The organism is Micrococcus sp. 116 (genome assembly GCF_902506395.1).
GTDB lineage: Bacteria > Actinomycetota > Actinomycetes > Actinomycetales > Micrococcaceae > Micrococcus > Micrococcus luteus.
Genome location: NZ_LR732370.1, coordinates 237,955 through 256,529, shown reverse-complemented (window position 1 = coordinate 256,529; position 18,575 = coordinate 237,955). Strand labels below are relative to the sequence as shown.

Below are 18,575 nucleotides of genomic sequence, written 5' to 3'. Positions count from 1 at the left end.
GTCCTCCGCGGGGATCATAGGGACAGGTCATCCAGGAGCTCGGCGACGGCGGCGCGGCCGGCCTCGGGTGAGAACAGCGACTCCCAGCGGCGTCGCTGGGAGTGGGCCACCGCCCCCAGATCGATCGCTCGTACCGCCCGCAAGCAATTCGCGAGTGCGGCGGCGTCGCGCTGCGGAACAACGAAGGGGTGATCGCTGCCGACCACCTCGGGAACGGCCCCCGCATCGGAAGCCACCACCGGAACGCCCGCCGCCATCGCCTCGGCCGTCACCAGGCCGAAGACCTCGGCCCACTGCGACGGCACGGCCAGCACGTCCACGGTGGCCAGGAACTCACCGCTGTCCTGCCAGCCGAGCACCTGGACGTCCTCACCGGCTGCCTTCAGGGCGGTGGCGAGCCGGTCCGCCTCGTCCTCCGCCACGAATCGGCTCTCCCCCGCGACGCGGAACACGAAAGCACCCGGGTCGGTCTTCCGCAGCAGCGCGGCGGCCTCCAGCAGGGTGACGATGCCCTTGTCCTCGGACAGGCGGCCAAGGAATCCCACGGTCACCGGATCATCGGCACCGCGGGCCCGCCGTGTCTGCGGCGCCGTCGGGGCCGGAACCCAGTTGTGGAGCACGCGCGCCCCGCGGATGCGGTCCGCCGCGAATCGGGACGGCGCGAGGACCGCGAGCGCACCGGGACGCGCCAGGGCGGAGAACACGCGCAGAACCGGCTTCTCGGGTACCTGATGCAGGTGCACGATCCGGCGCCGCCGGCCGGCCAGTGCGGTGGCGGGCAGCAGCCCGTTGCACCACACGACGTCGTCCCCGCCGCGGCCTCGGTCCCAGGCCCGGAGAGCGCGCAGGTACCCCAGGCGTCCGGGCCTACCCACGCGGACCACGTCGAAGCCGTCCGCGGCCAGACGATCGGCGGTCTCGGCCGGGTGCGCCGGGGCCACGACGCCCACGTCCCGACCGAGCTCGCGCAGGGCCGTGGCGAGGTGGTGCAGCATCACCTCGCCGCCACCCACTTCGCCCTGGTTTGCCAGGATCCAGATGCGTCCGGTCATCCTGAGGTCTTCCCCACCCGGCGCCCGAGCACCTCGAGGGTCGCCTCGGCGGTCGCCCGGGCCATCGTCTCCACGTCGCCCATGCACACCTCGCCCGGGCCGTCGGCGGCGGCACGCACGACGGCGTCGGCGATGACCGCCGGAGTGGTCTCGTGGACCAGCCACTCGGGGGGCAGGATCTCTCCGTTGCCTCCCACGTCCGTGGCGACGGCGGGCAGGCCGGCGGCCGCGGCGTCGAGCAGGGTGTAGCTGAGGTTCTCCCACGCGGAGAGCTGCACCAGCACGTCGTGCTCGGCCATGGTGCCCCACGGCTCCACGAAGCCGGGAAGGTCGACCGCATCCGCGACACCGAGGTCCTCGGCCTGGGCACGCAGCGCAGCCGCGAGCGGCCCGGTGCCGGCCAGCGTCAACCGCGTCCCGGGGTCCCGCTCCAGCAGGGCGGGCAGCGCGGCGATCAGCCGGTCGAGGTTCTTCTCTGGCGCCAGCCGGGACAGGGAGAGGATCCGCAGCCCCTCCCCCGGTGCGCGCCGCCGCCCCGCGGCCGCGGCGCGCACCGCAGGCACGTCCACGCCGTTGCGCACCACGGTGAGGGGCGCCCCCGCACCCCACTTGCGCTGGAGCACGTCCGCGGTGGACTGCGCCACCGCGATCACGAGGTCGGTGCCGCGCAGCCGGGTGCGGTGCGCGGCGTTCTTCACCCGGGCCGCGGCAGCCCGGTTGTACAGCCCGTCGTCCGGGGCGATCCCGTGCTCGGTGCTGAGCAGCGCCGGCGCACCGGCCCGCCGCACGGCCCGCCCCGCGCCCAGCGCCGTGAAGGCCGCGAGGTCGGCGTAGGCCAGGTGCGTGTGGACCGCGGCCGGGCGCAGGGTGCGCACCGCCGTGCGGAGCGTGCGCACCGAGGCGGCCAGGCCGGCGTCGGGACCGACGTCCCCGGTGAACACCGCCGCGCCCTGCTCGCGCAGCCGCTCGGCGAGCGGACCCTCGGGGCAGAGCACCGCCAGACGCAGGCCGGGCAGGCCCACGCGCGCGACGTCGAGGACGTGCCGGGCCACGCCGCCGAGGTCGGCGACCGGCACCACCCAGAGCGCCAGCGGGGCCGGAGTGGCCGTCGCGGCCTCCGGGATCACAGCCACTGCTCCAGGCGGTCCAGGGCCGTCCAGAAGCCCTCGCCGTTGTTGATGTGACCCTGCCAGATCTCCGGGATGAAGCTCACCCCGGGGGCCAGGCGGTCCAGCTGCTCGCACAGCACGGGCCAGTCCACGTCACCCTCTCCGATCTGCGGCCCCTCCCCGTCCACACCGGTGGCGTCCACCAGGTGCAGGTGGATGGTGTGCGGGGCCAGCTTCTCCACCATCTCCGAGAAGGGGATCCCCAGGAACGTGGCCGAGAGCTTGGAGTGGGAGATGTCCAGGCACAGGGGCACCCCCGTGGCCTCCACGAACGCCACGGTGTCGTCCGGGTCCATGAAGAGGTTGTGATACTGCTGACCGCCCATCAGCCACGGGAACGGCGGCAGCGTCTGCGCGGCGATCCGGATGCCGGCGGTGTCCAGGCGCTTCACGGCCTCGGCGATGCGCTCGTACTTCGGCAGCCGCTCCTCCGGGCGGATGTGCCGGTCCAGGGTGAACCCGCCCATGGTGATGACCATGATGGGCTCCTCCTCGTTCGGGAACCAGCGCTTCAGGTCCCGGGTGATGTCGATCGTGCGCTGCACCTCGGCGATCGAGCGCTCCCACACGGCGTCGTCGTCGCTGGCCAGGTCCACGAGGAAGTCGCCGGAGAAGATGTCCGGCAGGTGGGTGGTGAAGCCCATCGGCATGGGCTCGTTGAACACCGAGTCGATGTCGATCTCGAGGTCCTTGTAGGAGAAGTGGAACTCCAGGAAGTCCGGGGTGCAGTCCTTCGTCAGCGCCTCGACGTCGTGATAGCGCACCGGCAGGCCCCAGGGGCGCCGGAACTCGAACTGGCGCCCGGTGGGCACCGTGTCCGTGAGGTCGCCGGCGAAGAAGAAGTCACCCTCGGCCATCTCGCGGTGCAGGGTGCGGCCGACCAGGCGCGGCAGCTCGTTGGGCTGCAGGCCGCGGCCCGGGGACTTCACGGTCACGTCGTCGGCGGTGATCGTGGCGCCGGCCCGCAGCGGACGGGCCGCCACCAGGGACTTGGCCAGGTTGATGCGGTTCATCGCCTCGCCCGTGGAGACCACGCGCTCGGTCCCGACGCCGATCGACTCCTCGATGTCCCGGGTCTGCCGGACCATCTGCGCGAACTCCTCCGGCAGCAGGGAGACCTTGTGGTCGTTGCCCTCGAGCCCGCGGTCCACGGTGAAGTGCTTCTCGATGATCGCAGCGCCCCGGGCCACCGCGGCCAGGGCCACGTGGAAGCCGCGCTCGTGGCCGGAGTAGCCGACCGGCGTCTGCGCGATCTCCGCGAGCCGGTCCAGGTAGGCCAGGTTCACGTCCTTGTAGGGGGCGGGGTACGTGGACTGGGCGTGCAGCATCGCGAAGGGGACGCCGAAGGAGCGCACCAGGGCCGCCGCCTCGCGGATCTCCTCCTCCCGGGACATGCCGGTGGAGAGCACCATCGGCAGGCCGGAGGCGGCCGCGTCCCGCAGCAGTCCGTGGTTCGTCAGGTCCGCCGAGGCGATCTTCACGCCGTCCACCGGGTACTCGCGCAGCACCCGCATGGACGGGGCGTCCCACGGGGTGCACATCAGGGCGACGCCGGCGTCCCGGACGTGGTCGAACACCCGCACCATGTCCTCGGCGGAGAGCGAGAACTTGGCCAGCTCGTCCAGGGTGCGCTGCGCCCCCAGGTCCTCGCCGGCGGTGGCCGCGCCGGACTGCCGATACAGGGCGTCCATGTCCCGCAGCTGGAACTTCACCGCGTCCGCGCCCGCCTCGACGGCCAGGTCCACGAGACGGCGGGCCAGGTCCACATCGCCCTGGTGGTTGTTGCCGATCTCCGCGATCAGGAACGCCGGGTGGCCCTCCCCGATCCGGTGCCCGCCGATCCGCAGCTCCGCCTCCCGGTTGATCGCCAGGGCCGTCAGGCGGCCGCGCTCGTCCAGCAGCGGCAGGTGCAGCGCCCCGGCGGGCAGGGCCTCACGCATCTCGGCCGGGGAGGCGCCCAGGGACGCCGTCGCCGGGGCGCGATGGGCGACGTCGGCCGCGGCCACGTCCAGCGAGGCCTCCGGATGCGCCATGAGCCAGCGACGCACGTCCCCGTCCGTCAGCGAGCCGACGAGGAAGCCGTGGGAGTCCACCACGAACACGGCACGCTCGCGGTTGTCGGTCATCTTGTGCAGGGCGACCAGGAGCGAGTCCTCGGGGAAGACGAGGTAGGGGGTGAGCCTGCGTTCGATGATCACTGCGCGCCTCCGGGGGTGCGGTTCGGGCCGGTGGTGGGGGTCTCGTTGGTGCGCAGGGCACCGAGGTCGGGGCGGTGCTGGAGCACCTTCTGGACCGCCAGGTACTGGTCCATCTGCTGCTCGGCCAGGGCGAAGTCCAGCTCGGTGTCGATGTCCACGCCCTCGAGGTCGTCGAGCTCCAGCAGGCCGATCCGGCCGCCGAGCCGGTTGTGCAGCCGGTCGTAGACCCAGGGGCGCGTCACGTAGAGGGACCCGTTCTCGCGGAACCGCAGATCGGCGCGCGACATGTCCTGCCGACGCTTGCGCGCCGTGACGTCGAAGTCCGGGATCGGCTCCCCGTCGGGGTCCTCGGCGTGGCGCCACAGGAACGGGGACACCGGGACGACGCCGACCAGCGAGTCCACCCCCGTGTCCCGGAACTGCCGCACGGCGCGGTCCAGGGTGCCGGGCAGGCGCAACGGGCTGGTGGCCTGGAGCAGCATCACGCCCTCGGGTTCGACGCCGGCCGCGCGCTCGGCCGCGAGCACGTGCTCGATCACGGGCTCGGTGGGGGTCGAGTCCTGCGCCAGGTGGGCCGGGCGCAGGCCCGGGACGTCCGCGCCGTAGCGGAGGGCGACCTCGGCGATCTCGGCCGAGTCCGTGGAGACCACCACGTGCAGGTCCTCCTCCGCCTCGAGGGCGGCCTGGATGGTCCAGGCCACGAGCGGATGGCCGCCCAGGAGGCGGATGTTCTTGCCGGGCAGCCCCCGGGACCCGCCGCGCACGGGGATGACGCACAGGATGCTCACGCGGACTCCTTCCAGACGTGCTCGGCGATCGCGGCCGCGGGGTCTGCGGTCGGCGAGGCCAGGGGCGGGGTGGGCTCCGGGGTGCGGCCGGGCCGCCACCGGGTCATGCCGTAGCGCCGCCAGAACCCCTCGAGCCAGGCGGGCGGGTCCGGGTGGACGGCCCATGCGGGTCTGCCGGCCTGCGCGGCCTCGAGGATCCCGGTGGAGAAGACGGCGGCCACGGGCCCGCGGGTGGCGACGAGGGGCGCCCCGGCGTCGTCGATCCGCACCCCGGCCCTGCGCCAGGCCGCGTGCTGGCCGCGGGAGAGGCGGTCCCCCTCGGCCGGGTGGGGGCGGTAGGCGGCGCCGGTGGCCCGCACGTACTGTCCGGCGGCCGCGGCGAAGTCCCGGCGGGGCAGCTCGGCGCCGTGCAGCTGGCCGAGGAACACCCCGGGACCGTCGTCCCCGGCACCCGAGAGCGCGGGCGCGGTCTGGCGGGCCTGCTCCAGCAGCGCCGAGCCCACCGGGACGGCCTCCACATCGGCGCGGCCCTGGGTCCACCAGTCCGCGTCCGTGCTCGTGAAGGCGTACAGGGTGGCGTCCTGCGGGACGGGCGGCGTGGACACGGCCAGCAGCCCGTGCTGGACGACGCCGATCCGCGCCCCCCGCTGCCGGGCCCAGCGCACGGCGGCGCGACCCGAGGGCAGGTACTCCCCCGCCACCAGGACGCGGCGGAGCCCGGACAGGCGATCCGTCACGACGTCGGCGGTGGCGGCGTGCTCCCGGTGACCCGCGGCCCCGGGCAGGGCGGGTGCGTCACCGGCGGGCAGCACCCAGCCGACCCCGGCGGCGACCTCCGGCCGCGCGGTGGCCAGGGCGGCCACGGGCGAGGCCAGCGCGGCCAGCTGCGTGGGGCCGAAGGACTCGAGGGCGACGAGGGTGTGCACGTCCCCCGCCGGCAGGAGCAGTCGGGGAGCGTCGTCGCCGGTGGACCGGCGGCGTGTCAGGGCGCCGGCCACGCCGCGCACGGTCGAGCGCGCGGTGTCCGCGGCCCGCCGGGTCAGCGGCCACTGGGCGCGCTGCCACGCGTGCCAGCGCGGCAGGTCCTCGGAGCGCCAGAAGAGGGGCGCGTCGGTCATGCCCACCACCCCTGGGCCATGGCCGCCCGGTGCGCGAACGTGTGCTCCGCGTGCGACCGGCGGCGGCCGGCCTCCCGGATGCGCGCTCCCCAGGCGGGGTCCGCGACGACCCGGCGGGCCTGCTCGATGAGGTGGTCCGCGTCCTCGAAGACGAGCACCTCCTCGTCCGGGACGTAGAACTCGGCCACGTCGGCCCGATCGACGAGCTGGAGACCGCCCATGCCGGGCACCTCGAAGGTCCGCATCGCGTGGCCGGCCTGCAGGCCGTGGATGTTGATGGCGCCCGCGGCGGCCGCCTGCACGGCGTACGCCTCCTCGAGGGGGATGTCCCGTTCGGCCGGCAGGTCCGGCCGGGTCAGCTCCCACGTGCGCAGGCGGTCCACCGGGTGGTGGCTCCACTGACGCCCGTAGGCGCGCACCGGCACCCCGGCCGCGGCCAGGCGCGAAAGCAGCTCCACGCGGTTCGGGTAGCGCGAGCCCACGAAGACCAGTTCGTCACTCCGCGGCACCTGGGGCAGCGCCATGGCCGGGTCGAAACCGTTGGGCATGTAGTGGGCGTCCACGCCCTCGCCGGCCAGCAGCTCGGCCTCGGAGCGGGCGTAGCTGAGCACCGGCCCGACGGAGCGCAGGAACTCCATCGAGTAGTCGTGCCGCGCGAGGTCGTCGTACAGCCAGAGCATGCGGGGCAGGCCCGCATCGAGGATCTCGGACCAGAAGTCCTCGCCCAGCGAGTCCCCCTTGATGACGAGCACGCGGTCCGGCCGGGCCTCACGCAGCGCGGCCACGGCCCGCCCGGTGTCCCAGGCGACCCGCGCGGCCGTGCGGTCCACGCCCGCCTTCTGCGGCAGCTCGAGCAGCCCCTTGTTCCGCAGCTTCATGCCGAGCGTGGCGTAGGCGTCGTAGCAGTGCACCGTGACGTCGAAGCCCTGGGCAGCCCACGCCGCCGCGATGGAGCGGTGGTAGCCGTGGAACGCCGGCGAGACGAGGAACAGCCGTTCCGGTGAGCGGCCGCCCCGCGCGTCGGGCGGCGCGGGCACGGTGTAACCGGTGGCGCTCATCGGCGCTGCCCCCTCCAGACCAGCGCGTGCTCGTCCCGGAGCACGGCGCGGGCGTCCACGTCCACACCCCGGGCCTGCCGGAGCGCGTTCACGGCGAAGTTCGCCCCCGTCGCCGCGGTGAGCGCGGCCTTGAGGGCCCAGGGGTGACCGAACTTCCGGGCGTAGCGGTACCGGGAGTCCACCAGCCAGCCGCGCCGGCGCAGCGGGTCCGAGGAGCCGTGCAGCCCGTGCGGCACACGGACGGCCGGCACCACGATCGACGGCACGCCGCGCTCGCGCAGGCGGCGCTGCAGGTCGACCTCCTCGGAATTCATGAAGTACTCCTCGTCGAACCCGCCGACGGCGCGGACCTGCGCCATCGGCAGGAGCAGCACGGCGCCCATCACCCAGTCGACCGCCACGGGCGAGGCGGACCGGGCCGCCGCGACGTCGTGCCCCACGGCCTCGTGGAGCACGTCCAGGTGGCGGAAGCGGGCCAGCGGGGTCAGCCACTCGACGGTCTGGTGCAGCACCGTGGGGAAGTGCCGCCCGGACCACTGCGGCGTGCCGTCCCCGTTGACGACCTGCGGACTGACCACGGCCGGCTGGTACGGAGCGGCCGCAACCACCAGCGCGTCGATCTGCGCCCCCGTGATCTCGGCGTCCGAGTTGAGGACCAGGGCCAGCTCGGTGGTGACCGCGGCCAGGCCGGTGTTCACGTTCGCCCCGAAGCCGCCGTTGCGCTCGCGGCGCACCACGGTCAGACGCGGATCGTGCGCCTCGGGGTACGGGGTGGGCGAGGCGTCGTCCGAGACCACGACGGCGGCCAGCGCGTCTCCGGGATCGCTCAGCAGGCGGTCGACGAGGGCGAGGGTGGGGGCCGGATCGCCGTAGTGCGGGATCACCACGGTCACCGCCGCCGTGGGCGACTGGGCTGCCATGCGGGCTCCTCCCTCAGCTCGGATGGAGGGCGCACCCAGCGCCCGAGAACCTGTGTCGAGTATAGGGAGGCTCTGGCGAGGACCCGTGCCGTCCGGTGGGGCGGCCTCGTGGCCGTCGACACGGTGCTCGGTACACTGACCGGACAACCACGGGATGGAAGGGGTGAGCCATGCCCGGCACCCAGGGGGAGGACGAAGCCACGCGCGAGACGACCGCGTTGCGCATCGGCGCCGGACTCGATGCTGTGACGGTCAGCGGCCTCACGGGAGACGAGCGGGCGGAGGTGATCGAGTCCTGGGCCCGATGCGGTGTGGAGGCCGTGGAGTCGCCCGCCGACGCGGATGCGCACCGGGGCGCAGGCGCCGCGCGTCCGTGGCTCCAGTGGCACGAGGACCTGGTGTTCCTGGCGACCTCGCAGGCGATCGAGTCCGCCCGCGGCACCCACCTGATGTTCCATGCCGCGTGCCTCGCCGCACCGGACACCGGGGAGGCGATCGTCCTGGTGGCGGCGTCCGGGACGGGCAAGACGACGGCCACGCGCCGGCTGGGACCCCATTTCGACTATCTCACCGACGAGACGGCGATCATCGCCCCGGACGGCCTGGCCGTCACCCCGTACCCCAAGCCGCTGTCCGTGCTGGAGGCACACGGAGTGCGGCCGAAGACCCAGCGCGGCCCGGACGACCTCGGTCTCGGCCCGACCCTTCCTGACGCCCGACTGGCCCGGATCACCGTGCTGGATCGCGTGCGGGATCCGGAGGGCTCGGTGTCGCCGCGGGCGGAGCCCATGGAGCTCGTGGCTGCGCTGGGGGCGCTCGTCCCCCAGACGTCCTCCCTCTCCCTGCTCCCCCGCGGCCTCGTGACGCTCTGCCGTGTCCTCGACGCGGTCGGCGGCGCCCAACGCCTGGTCTACGCCGAAGCCGAGGACCTGCGGGGCGTCGTCGACGGCCTGCTGGCGGCCCCGCCCACGCCCGTCACCCCCGCCTGGGAGGCGCTCACCGATGAGGAGCTGCGGGCCTCGGTCGGTGCGGCGGTCCCGGGCGCGGTGTCCCGCTGCGCCGTCGACGACGGCATCCTGACCGACCACGGCCGCCTGGTCCTGCTCGCCTCGGACCGCCTGGTCGTGCTCGAAGGTCTGGGCCCGTCCGTCTGGCTCCTGCTGGACGAGCCGCGGACGGCCGCCGACGTGGTGGCCTGCCTCCGCACCGAAGGACCCGTGCCCGAGGACGCCGAGGCCCGGGTGCAGGAGACGATGGACGCCCTGATCGCCGTGCAGCTGGCCACGGCCGGCTGAGCCGGCCCGGCCCGGAGACGGCCGGCGCCCAGGGCCCGCCCCCTCAGGAGATCAGTGCCCGCCCCAGTGCGTGGGCGGCCAGACGGTCACGAACACCTCGCCCACGATGTCCTCGCGGGTGACGAAGCGGGCGCAGTCCCCGGCCTGGTCGGCGGGGATGCCGCGGCACGCGATCACGGAGTCGGCCGAGTTCGAGCGGTGGTCGCCGAGCACGAGCATCGAGTCGTCCGGCACGGTGACCGGGCCGAAGCAGCGCGCGGACATCACCTCGGACTCGCAGTCCAGCTCGTCCCGGATGAACGGCAGATCGTTGTGGATGTACGGCTCGTCCACGGGCTCCCCGTCCACCGTCACCGCGCCCTCGGCGGTGCAGCACTCCACGGTCTGCCCCGCGGTGCCGACCACGCGCTTGACCAACGCCTGCTCGTGCGAGCGGCCGATGCCGGTGAGGTCGCCGAACGTGCGGACGGCGTTCTCCACGGCCCCCTCCGGTGGCATGGGGTGCGCCCAGTCCTCGTTGGCCGTGAAGACCACCACGTCCTGGGAGTCGGCCATCCCGTCCGGGTAGGCGGTGCGGTTGACCAGCATGCGGTCCCCCACCTCGAGGGTGTTCTCCATCGAGCCGGACGGCACCGAGTACACCTTCACCCACAGGGCCTGCACCACGGCGACGACCGCGAGGGCCACCACCACGTTCAGCAGCAGGGAGGCCCAGAACGGCAGGCGCGGACGGTGAGGCTGCGGCGCGGCCACCGCGCCGCCGTCTTCCCCGTGGGCCGGCTCGAGGCGCTCGGCCATGGTCAGGCGACGCCGTCGAACAGGCTGGTGACCGAGCCGTCCTCGAAGACCTCGCGGATCGCGCGGGCGATCAGCGGGGCGATCGAGAGCACGGTGAGGGTCTCGAAGCGCTTCTCCTCCGGGATGGGCAGGGTGTTGGTCACCACGACCTCGCGGGCGCCGCACTCGCCGAGCCGCTGGGCGGCCGGGTCCGAGAACACCGCGTGCGTGGCGGCGATGATGACGTCCTTCGCGCCGGCGTCCTTGAGGATCTGCACGGCGCCGGCGATCGTGCCGCCCGTGTCGATCATGTCGTCGATCAGCACGCAGACGCGGCCCTCGACGTCCCCGACCACGGTCTTGGACTCGGCCTTGTTCGGAACGGTGAGGTCCCGGCTCTTGTGCACGAAGCCCAGCGGCACACCGCCCAGGCGGTCCGCCCACTGCTCCGCCACGCGCACGCGACCGGTGTCCGGGGAGACCACCGTGACCTCCTCGCCCTCCACGCTGGAGCGGATGTGGTCCGCCAGCAGCGGGATGGCGAACAGGTGGTCCACCGGGCCGTCGAAGAAGCCCTGGATCTGGGCGGTGTGCAGGTCCACGCTCATCACGCGGGAGGCGCCGGCGGTCTTGTACAGGTCCGCCACGAGGCGGGCCGAGATCGGCTCGCGGCCGCGGCCCTTCTTGTCCTGGCGGGCGTACGGGTAGAACGGCGAGACCACCGTGATGCGGCGGGCGGAGGCGCGCTTCATGGAGTCCACCATGATCAGCTGCTCCATGAGGTGGTTGTTCAGCGGCGCCGGGTGCGACTGGATGATGAACACGTCCTTGCCGCGCACCGACTCGCCCGAGCGCACGTAGATCTCGCCGTTGGCGAAGTCGTAGGCGCTCATGGGGAGCAGCTCGGTGCCCAGCTCCTCGGCGATCTCCTGCGCGAGCTCGGGGTGGGCGCGGCCCGTGGCCAGCACCAGTCGCTTGTCCTCGCTGCGGCTCAGCTCCGTCATGACGTCCTCAACATCCTTCGTGGTCTCGCGTTTCAGGACCGACGGCGTCCGGCGTCGGTGTCGGCCGCCCGGGGCGGCCCGGTCCTCGCACCCATCCTAGGGCGCGAGGGATCAGCACTCGGCGTCCGCGACCGTCGCCCCGGCCGCCTCAGCGGCCTGCGCGGACGTGCTGCCGGGGCGCTTGGCGGGCACCCAGCCCTCGATGGTGCGCTGCGCCACGGCGTTCAGCGCCAGGGCGCCGGCCGGGACGTCATCGCGGACCACCGCGCCGGCACCGGTGTAGGCGCCGTCGCCCACCGAGATCGGGGCCGTGAACACCGTGTTCGAGCCGGTGCGCACGTGCGCGCCGATCACGGTGCGGTGCTTGGTAACGCCGTCGTAGTTGGCGGTGATGTTGCCGCAGCCGATGTTGGTGTACTCGCCGATCTCGGCGTCCCCGGCGTAGCCCAGGTGGGAGAGCTTGGCGCCGCGGCCCACGGTCACGTTCTTGGTCTCGTAGAACGCGCCGATCTTGCCGTCCTCCCCCAGCACCGTGCCCGGGCGCAGGTAGGTGAACGGGCCGACGGTCGCGCCCGCGCCGATCACGGCCTCCGTGGCGTCGGTGCGCTTCACCACGGCGCCCTCCCCCACCTGCGTGTCCGTGAGGGTGGAGTCCGGGCCGACGACGGCGCCCGTGGCCACCGACGTCGCCCCATGCAGCTGGGTGCCGGGCTTGAGCCTGACGTCCGAGGCGAGGGAGACGGTGACGTCCACCCACGTGGAGGACGGGTCGACGACCGTGACACCCTCCTTCATCCAGCCGCGCAGCACGCGGTCGTTGAGCTGGCGGCCCAGGTCGGAGAGCTGCCGGCGGTCATTGGCACCCTCGACCTCCCACACGTCGTCCGTGCCCACCGAGGCGACGCGGCCGCCCTCGGCACGGGCCATGCCGAGCACGTCCGTGAGGTACTTCTCACCCTGCACGTTGTCCGTGGAGATCTCCGGCAGGGTGCGGCGCAGCAGGGCGGCGTCGAAGGCGTAGATGCCGGAGTTGACCTCGCGGATCGCCACGAAGGAGTCATCCCCCGTGGCCTCGGCGTGGGCGAGGGCGTCCTTGTGCTCCATGATCCGCTCCACGAGGCCCTCGGCGTCGCGGACGATGCGGCCGTAGCCCGTGGCGTCCTCGAGGGTGGCGGTGAGCACGGTGACGGCGTTGCCGTCCGCCTCGTGGTCCGCGACGAGCCGGGCGAGGGTCTCCGGGGTCAGCAGCGGGACGTCACCGTAGGTCACCACGACGGTGCCCTCAAGGTCCGCGGGCAGGGCGGCCAGGCCCAGCTCGACGGCGCGGCCGGTGCCCGGCACGTCGTCCTGGTCGGCGATCGCCAGCGCGTCGATGCCCAGCTGGGCCGCCACCGTCTCGATGTGCTCGGCCACGCGGGCCCGCTCGTGCCGGACCACGGCCACGAGGTGCTCCGGCGCGAGCGACCAGGCCGCCGCGAGCGCGTGGCCCACGAGGGAGCGCCCCCCGATCGCATGCATGATCTTCGGCGTCGTCGACTTCATGCGGGTGCCCTGGCCCGCGGCCAGGACGATCACGGCGGAGGGACGGGCGGACGGCTGGGACATGGGGGCTCCTGCACCGGTGGGGGTCAGAGGACGGGTGTTCCGCCCCTAGGATTCGAACCTAGACCGCACGGCTCCAAAGGCCGGCGTGCTGCCATTACACCAGGGCGGAGCGCCGGACCCCAGGGGGCGGCGACGACGGCCTATTCTTCCACACAGGTCGCGCGGATCCGGGGTCAATAGGCGCCGTCGGCGGCGATCACGGCCTTGACGGTCCGGCCCAGGATCACGAGGTCGCCCAGGATGGACCAGTTCTCCACGTAGTAGAGGTCCAGGCGGACCGCCTCCTCCCACGGGAGGTCGGAGCGGCCGGAGACCTGCCAGAGGCCCGTGATGCCGGGCTGCACCAGAAAGCGGCGGTGCACGTACTGCTCGTAGGCCTCGACCTCGTGCGGCAGGTGGGGCCGCGGGCCCACGAGGGACATGTCCCCCCGCAGCACGTTCACGAGCTGGGGCAGCTCGTCGATGCTGGTGCGGCGGATGAGCCTGCCGACCCGGGTGATGCGCGGGTCGTCCTTCATCTTGAACAGCACGTCCGCATCCCCGCCGTCCGAGACGAGCCGCTGCCGGATCTCCTCGGCGTCCACCACCATGGAACGGAACTTGAGCATGGTGAACGGCCTGCCGCCGAGACCGATGCGCTCCTGCCGGAACAGCACCGGCCCGCCGTCCGTGGCCTTGACCGCGATCGCGACGGCGATCAGCAGCGGCGAGATGGCGATCAGGCCCAGCCCCGACGCGACGACGTCGAACGCCCGCTTGGCGAACGCCTTGCCCTCGGAGAGGCGCGGGGTGGAGAGGTGGATGAGCGGCAGGCCCGCGAGGGGCTGCGTGTGGAGGCGGGGTCCGGCGACGTCCACGAGGGCGGGCGCCATGATCAGGGAGACGCCGCGCTCCTGCAGCTCCCAGCCCAGTCGGCGGACGTCCCCGGGGACGAACGAGTGGCCCGAGGTGATCACCACGGCTTCGACGTCGCGCACCTCCACGAGGGCGACCACGTCCTCCACGGTGTCCAGGTCCGTGGAGACCGGTATCGGGAGGTAGTCCTCCTGCCGGGCCTTGTATCCGGGGAGGGCCGCCGCCACGGGGGCATAGCCGGCGCCGGCCTCGGAGTCGAGGGTCTGGAAGATGTGCCGGACCGCCTTCGGGCCGCCGACGAGCAGGAGCCGCCGCCGGAACCTGCCGTGGTGGCGCTGCCGCGCCACCCACCCGCGCACAAGGAACCGGCCCAGCAGGAGCAGGAGCACGCCCAGCGGCAGAGCCAGGCCCACGTAGCCGCGCGCCACTTCGAGACCTGCCGCATAGGCGAGGATCGCGACGGTGCCGAAGAGGTAGAGGGTGCCCTGCAGGACCCGCTTGTACTCCTCGCTGCCCACCCCCAGGATCCGGATGTCCCGCGAGCCCTGGATGGTCAGCGCGAGCACCCAGGCCGCGCTCAGCGCGAGGCTGATGACGCTGTAGTCGATGACTTCGGCGCCGGGGAGGGTGGTGCGCCGCGGTCCGCCGAAGCGGAGCTGGGCCGAGACGAAGGTGGCGAGCAGGACCGCGACCACGTCCACGATGAGGACGAGCAGCGGAAGGCCCCGCTCCCAAGGCCGGCCCAGGACACGGCCGCGGGCGGTCGAGCCCATGCGGAGCGCGGTCGACTCATCACCGGGACTCCCGATCACGCTCTGCTCCTCCGTCCTGACGCGGGGGGATGGTCCACGTCATGTGGGGTCAGGCATGGTGCTGTGCCCCGGCCCCCGATTATAGGGCGGAAACAGTCGCCGGCTGTGCCACCCGCCTCACTCTGCTGTGTGAGCCCGCCGGTCAGTCCCCTTCGGCGAGTTCAGCAGCCTGCAGCCACTCCTCCTCCAGGACGTCCAGCTGCGCGTCGAGGTCCTTCAGGTCGGCGGAGGCCGCGGTGAGGGCGTCGAAGTCCTGCGCCTGCCCCAGCTCGGCCATCCGCGCCTCGAGGCCGGACCTGCGGTCCCGGAGCCGGGTCATCTGCTTCTCGAGCCGGGCCATCTCCTTGCGGGCCAGCCGACGCTCCGCCTCGGTGGGCCCGGTGTCCTCCTCCGGCCCGCCCATGCCCGCGCACGTCCCGACGACGTCGTTGCGGCCCCGTACCGCGCCGGCTCCCCGGGCCGGGCCGCCGGCCTCGTCCATCGCGGCGCGCAGCTCGAGGTACTGGTCCACCCCGCCGGGCAGGCCGCGGACCTTGCCGTCCCCGAGCAGGGCGACCTGGTGGTCGGTGACGCGCTCGAGCAGGTAACGGTCATGGGAGACCACCACCAGGGTCCCCGGCCACCCGTCCAGCACGTCCTCGACGGCGGCCAGGGTGTCCGTGTCCAGGTCGTTGGTCGGCTCGTCGAGCATGAGGACGTTGGGCTCGCCCACGAGCAGACGCAGCAGCTGCAGGCGCCGGCGCTCGCCGCCCGAGAGCTCGGAGACCTGAGTCCACTGCCGGGAGGTGCCGAAGCCGAGCATCTCGAGCAGCTGGCCGGAGGACATCTCGCGGTCACCGACCTGGAAGGACGAACCCTCCCGGGCCATGACTTCGGCGACGCGCAGGTGGGCGACGTCGTCGAGCTCCTTCACATCCTGGGTGAGGGTGGCCGAGACCACCGTCTTGCCGCGCTTCACCCGCCCCGAGTCCGGGGCAATGCGGCCGTCGAGCAGGCGCAGCAGGGTCGACTTGCCCGCACCGTTGACGCCGACCACGCCGAGCCGCTCGCCGGGTGCCAGGCGCAGGGTGACGTCGTCGAGGATCGGCTTCTCCCCCAGCGTCAGGCTCACGTGCTCGAGGTCGAGGACGTCCTTGCCGAGCCGGGCCGTGGCCATCTTCGCCAGGGACACCGAGTCGCGCGGGGCCGGGACGTCCTCGATGATGGCGTTGGCCGCCTCGATGCGGAACTTCGGCTTGGACGTGCGCGCCGGGGCGCCACGGCGCAGCCAGGCGAGCTCCTTCTTCACCAGCTGCTGACGCTTCTGCTCCGTCACCGCCGCCTGCCGGGAGCGCTCCGCGCGCGCGAGCACCCACGCCGCGTAGCCGCCGTCGAACGGGTCCACCGTGGCGTCGTGCACCTCCCACGTGCGCGTGCAGACCTCGTCGAGGAACCACCGGTCGTGGGTGACCACCACGAAACCGCCGTCGGTGGGGCGCCAGCGCTGCTTCAGGTGGCGGGCGAGCCACGCGACGCCCTCGACGTCCAGGTGGTTGGTGGGCTCGTCGAGGAAGAGGACGTCGTCATCCCCGGCGAGCAGACGAGCCAGGGCCACGCGACGGCGCTGGCCGCCGGAGAGGCCCCGCACGGACTGCTCGAGGTCGAAGCCGTCGAGGAGTCCGCCCAGGACATCCCGGACCTTGGGGTCCGAGGCCCACACGTGGTCGTCCACGTCCCCGACCACGGCCTGACGCACGGTGTGCTCCGGGTCGAGCCGGTCCTGCTGGTCCAGCACGCCCACGCGGACGCCGCCGCGGCGGGTGACGCGGCCCGTGTCGGGTTCCTGGAGGCCGGCGAGGATGCGCATGAGGGTGGACTTGCCGTCGCCGTTGCGGCCCACGAGTCCGATCCGGTCCCCCTCATCCACGCCGAGGGAGAGGCCCTCGAGGACGGTGCGGGTGCCGAAGGCGATGCCGATGTTCTCGGCGCCGAGCAGGTGGGCCATGGAGGAGGTGGTCCTTTCCGGACGGAGGAGGGGTGGTCGGGTGCGGCGGGGTGCGCCGCCGGGTGTCAGAGCACGTGGGCGCCGGGCACGGGGCCGTGGACGGGGAGGGCGCGCACGCCCGTGCGCTCCTCGATGGCCGAGGCCAGCCGCAGTGCGGAGGCCTCGTCCTGCGCCACGAAGAGCAGGGTGGGGCCGGAGCCGGAGACCATGCCGCGCAGCGCGCCTTCGTCCAGGCCGAGGTCGAGGACGTCCGAGAGCTCGGGGAACAGGACGACGGCCGGGGTCTGCAGGTCGTTGTCCATGGCGGTGGCGAGTTCGAGCGGGTCGGCCGCGGTGAGGGCCCGCAGGACGGCCTCGTTCACCTCCGGGCGCGGCGGCCCGTCGGGCAGGTGGCCCTCCCGGCGCAGCTCGTCCAGGGTCTGGAACACCACGGGGGTGGACAGCCCGGCGTCCGCCGGGACGAGGACGAGGTGCACCGGGGTGCGGGCCGCGACGGGGGTCAGCTCGGCCCCGGTCCCGAGCCCGACGGCGGCGCCGCCCAGCACGCTGAAGGGCACGTCTGCGCCCAGCGGGGCGGCCAGCTCGGCGAGCTCGGCGCGGGTGTGCCCGGTCTCCCACAGGGCGCTGCACGCGAGCAGCGCGGCGGCCGCGTCGGCGGAGCCGCCGCCCATGCCGCCCGCGACCGGGACCTGCTTGGCGACCTCGAGGTGGACGCCGTGGGTGTCAGGATCGAGCCCGAGGGTGCGCCGCAGGTGCGCGGCGGCGCGGTGCGCGAGGTTGCGCTCGTCCCAGGGCACGTCCTCGGTGTCCACCAGACTGATGTGGCGGCCCGACGGGCCGACGGTGATCCTCCCGTCCGTGCGCGCGATCGCCGTGACGGTCTCCCGCAGGCTGACGGCCAGGTACACGGTGGCCACGGGGTGGTAGCCGTCCGCGCCGGGGGGTCCCACCCGCAGGGACAGGTTCACCTTGCCGGGGGCGCTGACCGTGACGTGCCGGGCCGTGGGGTCGAGGCCGAGGTCCTCCGTCGTCATGCGCTCACCTCCTCCGCCGCACGCCGCGGGCCGTGCTCGGCGATCCTCGCGAAGGCCGCGATGTCCAGGGCCTCGCCGCGGGCGCGCGGGTCCACGCCGGCGGCCACCAGGGCGTCCTCCGCCGCCTGCGGCGACCCCGCCCAGGAGGCGAGCGCGGCGCGCAGGGTCTTGCGGCGCTGGGCGAAGGCGGCGTCCACCACGGCGAAGACCTCCCGGCGGGACGCGCCGCCCGCCGGCGGCTCGCGCCGGGTGAAGGCGACCAGCCCGGAATGGATGCGCGGAGCCGGCCAGAACACCTGGGTGCCGATGGTGCCCGCCTTGCGCACGTCTGCGTACCACGCCGCCTTGGCGGACGGCACGCCGTAGACCTTGGAGCCGGGCCCGGCCGCGAGACGGTCCGCGACCTCCTCCTGCACCATGACCAGGCCGTGCCGCAGCCCCGGCAGGACCGCGAGCGCGTGCAGCAGCACGGGCACGGCCACGTTGTAGGGCAGGTTCGCCACGAGCGCGGTGGGACCGCCGGCGGCGGCAGCGGGCCGGACCTCGGCCAGGGCCTGCTCGCTCAGCGTCATGGCGTCCGCGTGCAGCACGGCGAGGGCGTCCTCGGCCCCGGGGCGGAACTCGGCGGCGGTGCGCGGCAGGCGGGCGGCGGTGACCGGGTCGATCTCGACGGCGGTGACGGCGGCAGCCGCGTCCAGCAGGCCGAGGGTGAGCGAGCCCAGACCAGGGCCGATCTCGAGCACGTGCTCGTCCGCGGTCACGTCCGCGGCCTGCACGATGCGCCGGATCGTGTTCGGGTCGATCACGAAGTTCTGGCCCCACTGCTTGGTGGGACGCAGGTCCAGCTCGGCGGCGATGCGCCGCACGTCCGCGGCGCTCAGCAGCGGGGCGGGGGCGGGGTGCGGG

15 protein-coding genes and 1 tRNA gene are annotated in these 18,575 nt (G+C 73.7%); 1 reads left to right on the top strand and 15 read right to left on the bottom strand.

Annotation, left to right across the window (positions count from 1 at the left end; all coding sequences use genetic code 11):
* Positions 1 to 14: 14 nt before the first annotated feature.
* The 7 genes from CITRIK5_RS01180 to CITRIK5_RS01150 are packed head-to-tail and all read right to left on the bottom strand — an operon-like array spanning position 15 to position 8,303.
* On the bottom strand, positions 15 to 1,052 hold the full coding sequence (locus CITRIK5_RS01180; RefSeq protein ID WP_070709443.1) for a glycosyltransferase family 4 protein: 1,038 nt from the start codon (positions 1,050 to 1,052) through the stop codon (positions 15 to 17).
* Positions 1,049 to 2,185, bottom strand: coding sequence for a glycosyltransferase (locus CITRIK5_RS01175; protein WP_236557119.1), 1,137 nt, complete (start codon positions 2,183 to 2,185; stop codon positions 1,049 to 1,051). Before CITRIK5_RS01175 ends, CITRIK5_RS01180 begins: the two co-directional genes overlap by 4 nt.
* Positions 2,176 to 4,419 carry an N-acetylneuraminate synthase family protein gene (locus CITRIK5_RS01170; protein WP_159832905.1) on the bottom strand — a complete coding sequence of 748 codons (2,244 nt, stop codon included), beginning with the start codon at positions 4,417 to 4,419 and terminating at the stop codon, positions 2,176 to 2,178. The genes CITRIK5_RS01175 and CITRIK5_RS01170 overlap by 10 nt, the downstream gene beginning before the upstream one ends.
* Entirely contained in the window at positions 4,416 to 5,207 is a 792-nt protein-coding gene (locus CITRIK5_RS01165) for a cytidylyltransferase domain-containing protein (RefSeq protein WP_159832903.1), read from the bottom strand. Before CITRIK5_RS01165 ends, CITRIK5_RS01170 begins: the two co-directional genes overlap by 4 nt.
* Positions 5,204 to 6,325 (bottom strand): hypothetical protein, encoded by a 1,122-nt coding sequence (locus CITRIK5_RS01160; RefSeq protein ID WP_060973900.1) that lies wholly within the window; start codon positions 6,323 to 6,325, stop codon positions 5,204 to 5,206. The genes CITRIK5_RS01165 and CITRIK5_RS01160 overlap by 4 nt, the downstream gene beginning before the upstream one ends.
* On the bottom strand, positions 6,322 to 7,383 hold the full coding sequence (locus tag CITRIK5_RS01155) for a glycosyltransferase (RefSeq protein WP_060973901.1): 1,062 nt from the start codon (positions 7,381 to 7,383) through the stop codon (positions 6,322 to 6,324). The genes CITRIK5_RS01160 and CITRIK5_RS01155 overlap by 4 nt, the downstream gene beginning before the upstream one ends.
* The gene (locus CITRIK5_RS01150; protein ID WP_060973902.1) at positions 7,380 to 8,303 is read right to left on the bottom strand and encodes a glycosyltransferase family 2 protein; all 924 of its coding nucleotides are present in this window, start codon (positions 8,301 to 8,303) and stop codon (positions 7,380 to 7,382) included. Before CITRIK5_RS01150 ends, CITRIK5_RS01155 begins: the two co-directional genes overlap by 4 nt.
* A gap of 170 nt (positions 8,304 to 8,473) precedes the next feature.
* Between CITRIK5_RS01150 and CITRIK5_RS01145 the strand changes: the two genes are divergently transcribed.
* On the top strand, positions 8,474 to 9,598 hold the full coding sequence (locus CITRIK5_RS01145; protein WP_060973903.1) for a PqqD family peptide modification chaperone: 1,125 nt from the start codon (positions 8,474 to 8,476) through the stop codon (positions 9,596 to 9,598).
* A gap of 51 nt (positions 9,599 to 9,649) precedes the next feature.
* On the opposite strand, the gene lepB is transcribed toward CITRIK5_RS01145, so the two are convergent.
* The 8 genes from lepB to rsmA all read right to left on the bottom strand — a co-directional run.
* A complete protein-coding gene (gene lepB / locus CITRIK5_RS01140) occupies positions 9,650 to 10,396 on the bottom strand; it encodes a signal peptidase I (protein ID WP_060973904.1) in 747 nt (248 codons plus the stop codon).
* Positions 10,397 to 10,398: 2 nt separating this feature from the next.
* Positions 10,399 to 11,379 carry a ribose-phosphate diphosphokinase gene (locus CITRIK5_RS01135; RefSeq protein ID WP_020627447.1) on the bottom strand — a complete coding sequence of 327 codons (981 nt, stop codon included), beginning with the start codon at positions 11,377 to 11,379 and terminating at the stop codon, positions 10,399 to 10,401.
* Positions 11,380 to 11,490: 111 nt separating this feature from the next.
* Positions 11,491 to 12,984: a bifunctional UDP-N-acetylglucosamine diphosphorylase/glucosamine-1-phosphate N-acetyltransferase GlmU gene (gene glmU, locus CITRIK5_RS01130; RefSeq protein ID WP_060973905.1), complete on the bottom strand. Its 1,494-nt coding sequence runs from the start codon at positions 12,982 to 12,984 to the stop codon at positions 11,491 to 11,493.
* Positions 12,985 to 13,021: 37 nt separating this feature from the next.
* A tRNA-Gln gene (locus CITRIK5_RS01125) sits at positions 13,022 to 13,093 on the bottom strand.
* 64 nt (positions 13,094 to 13,157) lie between these two features.
* The gene (locus CITRIK5_RS01120; RefSeq protein ID WP_159832901.1) at positions 13,158 to 14,651 is read right to left on the bottom strand and encodes a sugar transferase; all 1,494 of its coding nucleotides are present in this window, start codon (positions 14,649 to 14,651) and stop codon (positions 13,158 to 13,160) included.
* Between the two features lie 142 nt (positions 14,652 to 14,793).
* Positions 14,794 to 16,635, bottom strand: a complete 1,842-nt coding sequence (locus CITRIK5_RS01115) for an ABC-F family ATP-binding cassette domain-containing protein (RefSeq protein WP_159832899.1) — start codon at positions 16,633 to 16,635, stop codon at positions 14,794 to 14,796.
* A 65-nt stretch (positions 16,636 to 16,700) separates the two neighbouring features.
* Positions 16,701 to 17,669, bottom strand: a complete 969-nt coding sequence (locus CITRIK5_RS01110; protein ID WP_159832897.1) for a 4-(cytidine 5'-diphospho)-2-C-methyl-D-erythritol kinase — start codon at positions 17,667 to 17,669, stop codon at positions 16,701 to 16,703.
* Positions 17,666 to 18,575 (bottom strand): 16S rRNA (adenine(1518)-N(6)/adenine(1519)-N(6))-dimethyltransferase RsmA (gene rsmA, locus CITRIK5_RS01105; protein ID WP_236557118.1); only part of this gene is annotated, 910 nt, incomplete at its 5' end. The genes rsmA and CITRIK5_RS01110, both read right to left, overlap by 4 nt.

Excerpts from the sequence above, each read along its gene's own strand:
- CITRIK5_RS01145 (WP_060973903.1), top strand. The coding sequence starts at position 8,474 with ATGCCCGGCACCCAGGGGGAGGACGAAGCCACGCGCGAGACGACCGCG.
- glmU (WP_060973905.1), bottom strand. The coding sequence starts at position 12,984 with ATGTCCCAGCCGTCCGCCCGTCCCTCCGCCGTGATCGTCCTGGCCGCG.
- CITRIK5_RS01155 (WP_060973901.1), bottom strand. The coding sequence starts at position 7,383 with ATGAGCGCCACCGGTTACACCGTGCCCGCGCCGCCCGACGCGCGGGGC.
- CITRIK5_RS01150 (WP_060973902.1), bottom strand. The coding sequence starts at position 8,303 with ATGGCAGCCCAGTCGCCCACGGCGGCGGTGACCGTGGTGATCCCGCAC.
- CITRIK5_RS01160 (WP_060973900.1), bottom strand. The coding sequence starts at position 6,325 with ATGACCGACGCGCCCCTCTTCTGGCGCTCCGAGGACCTGCCGCGCTGG.
- CITRIK5_RS01135 (WP_020627447.1), bottom strand. The coding sequence starts at position 11,379 with ATGACGGAGCTGAGCCGCAGCGAGGACAAGCGACTGGTGCTGGCCACG.
- CITRIK5_RS01180 (WP_070709443.1), bottom strand. The coding sequence starts at position 1,052 with ATGACCGGACGCATCTGGATCCTGGCAAACCAGGGCGAAGTGGGTGGC.
- CITRIK5_RS01110 (WP_159832897.1), bottom strand. The coding sequence starts at position 17,669 with ATGACGACGGAGGACCTCGGCCTCGACCCCACGGCCCGGCACGTCACG.
- lepB (WP_060973904.1), bottom strand. The coding sequence starts at position 10,396 with ATGGCCGAGCGCCTCGAGCCGGCCCACGGGGAAGACGGCGGCGCGGTG.
- CITRIK5_RS01115 (WP_159832899.1), bottom strand. The coding sequence starts at position 16,635 with ATGGCCCACCTGCTCGGCGCCGAGAACATCGGCATCGCCTTCGGCACC.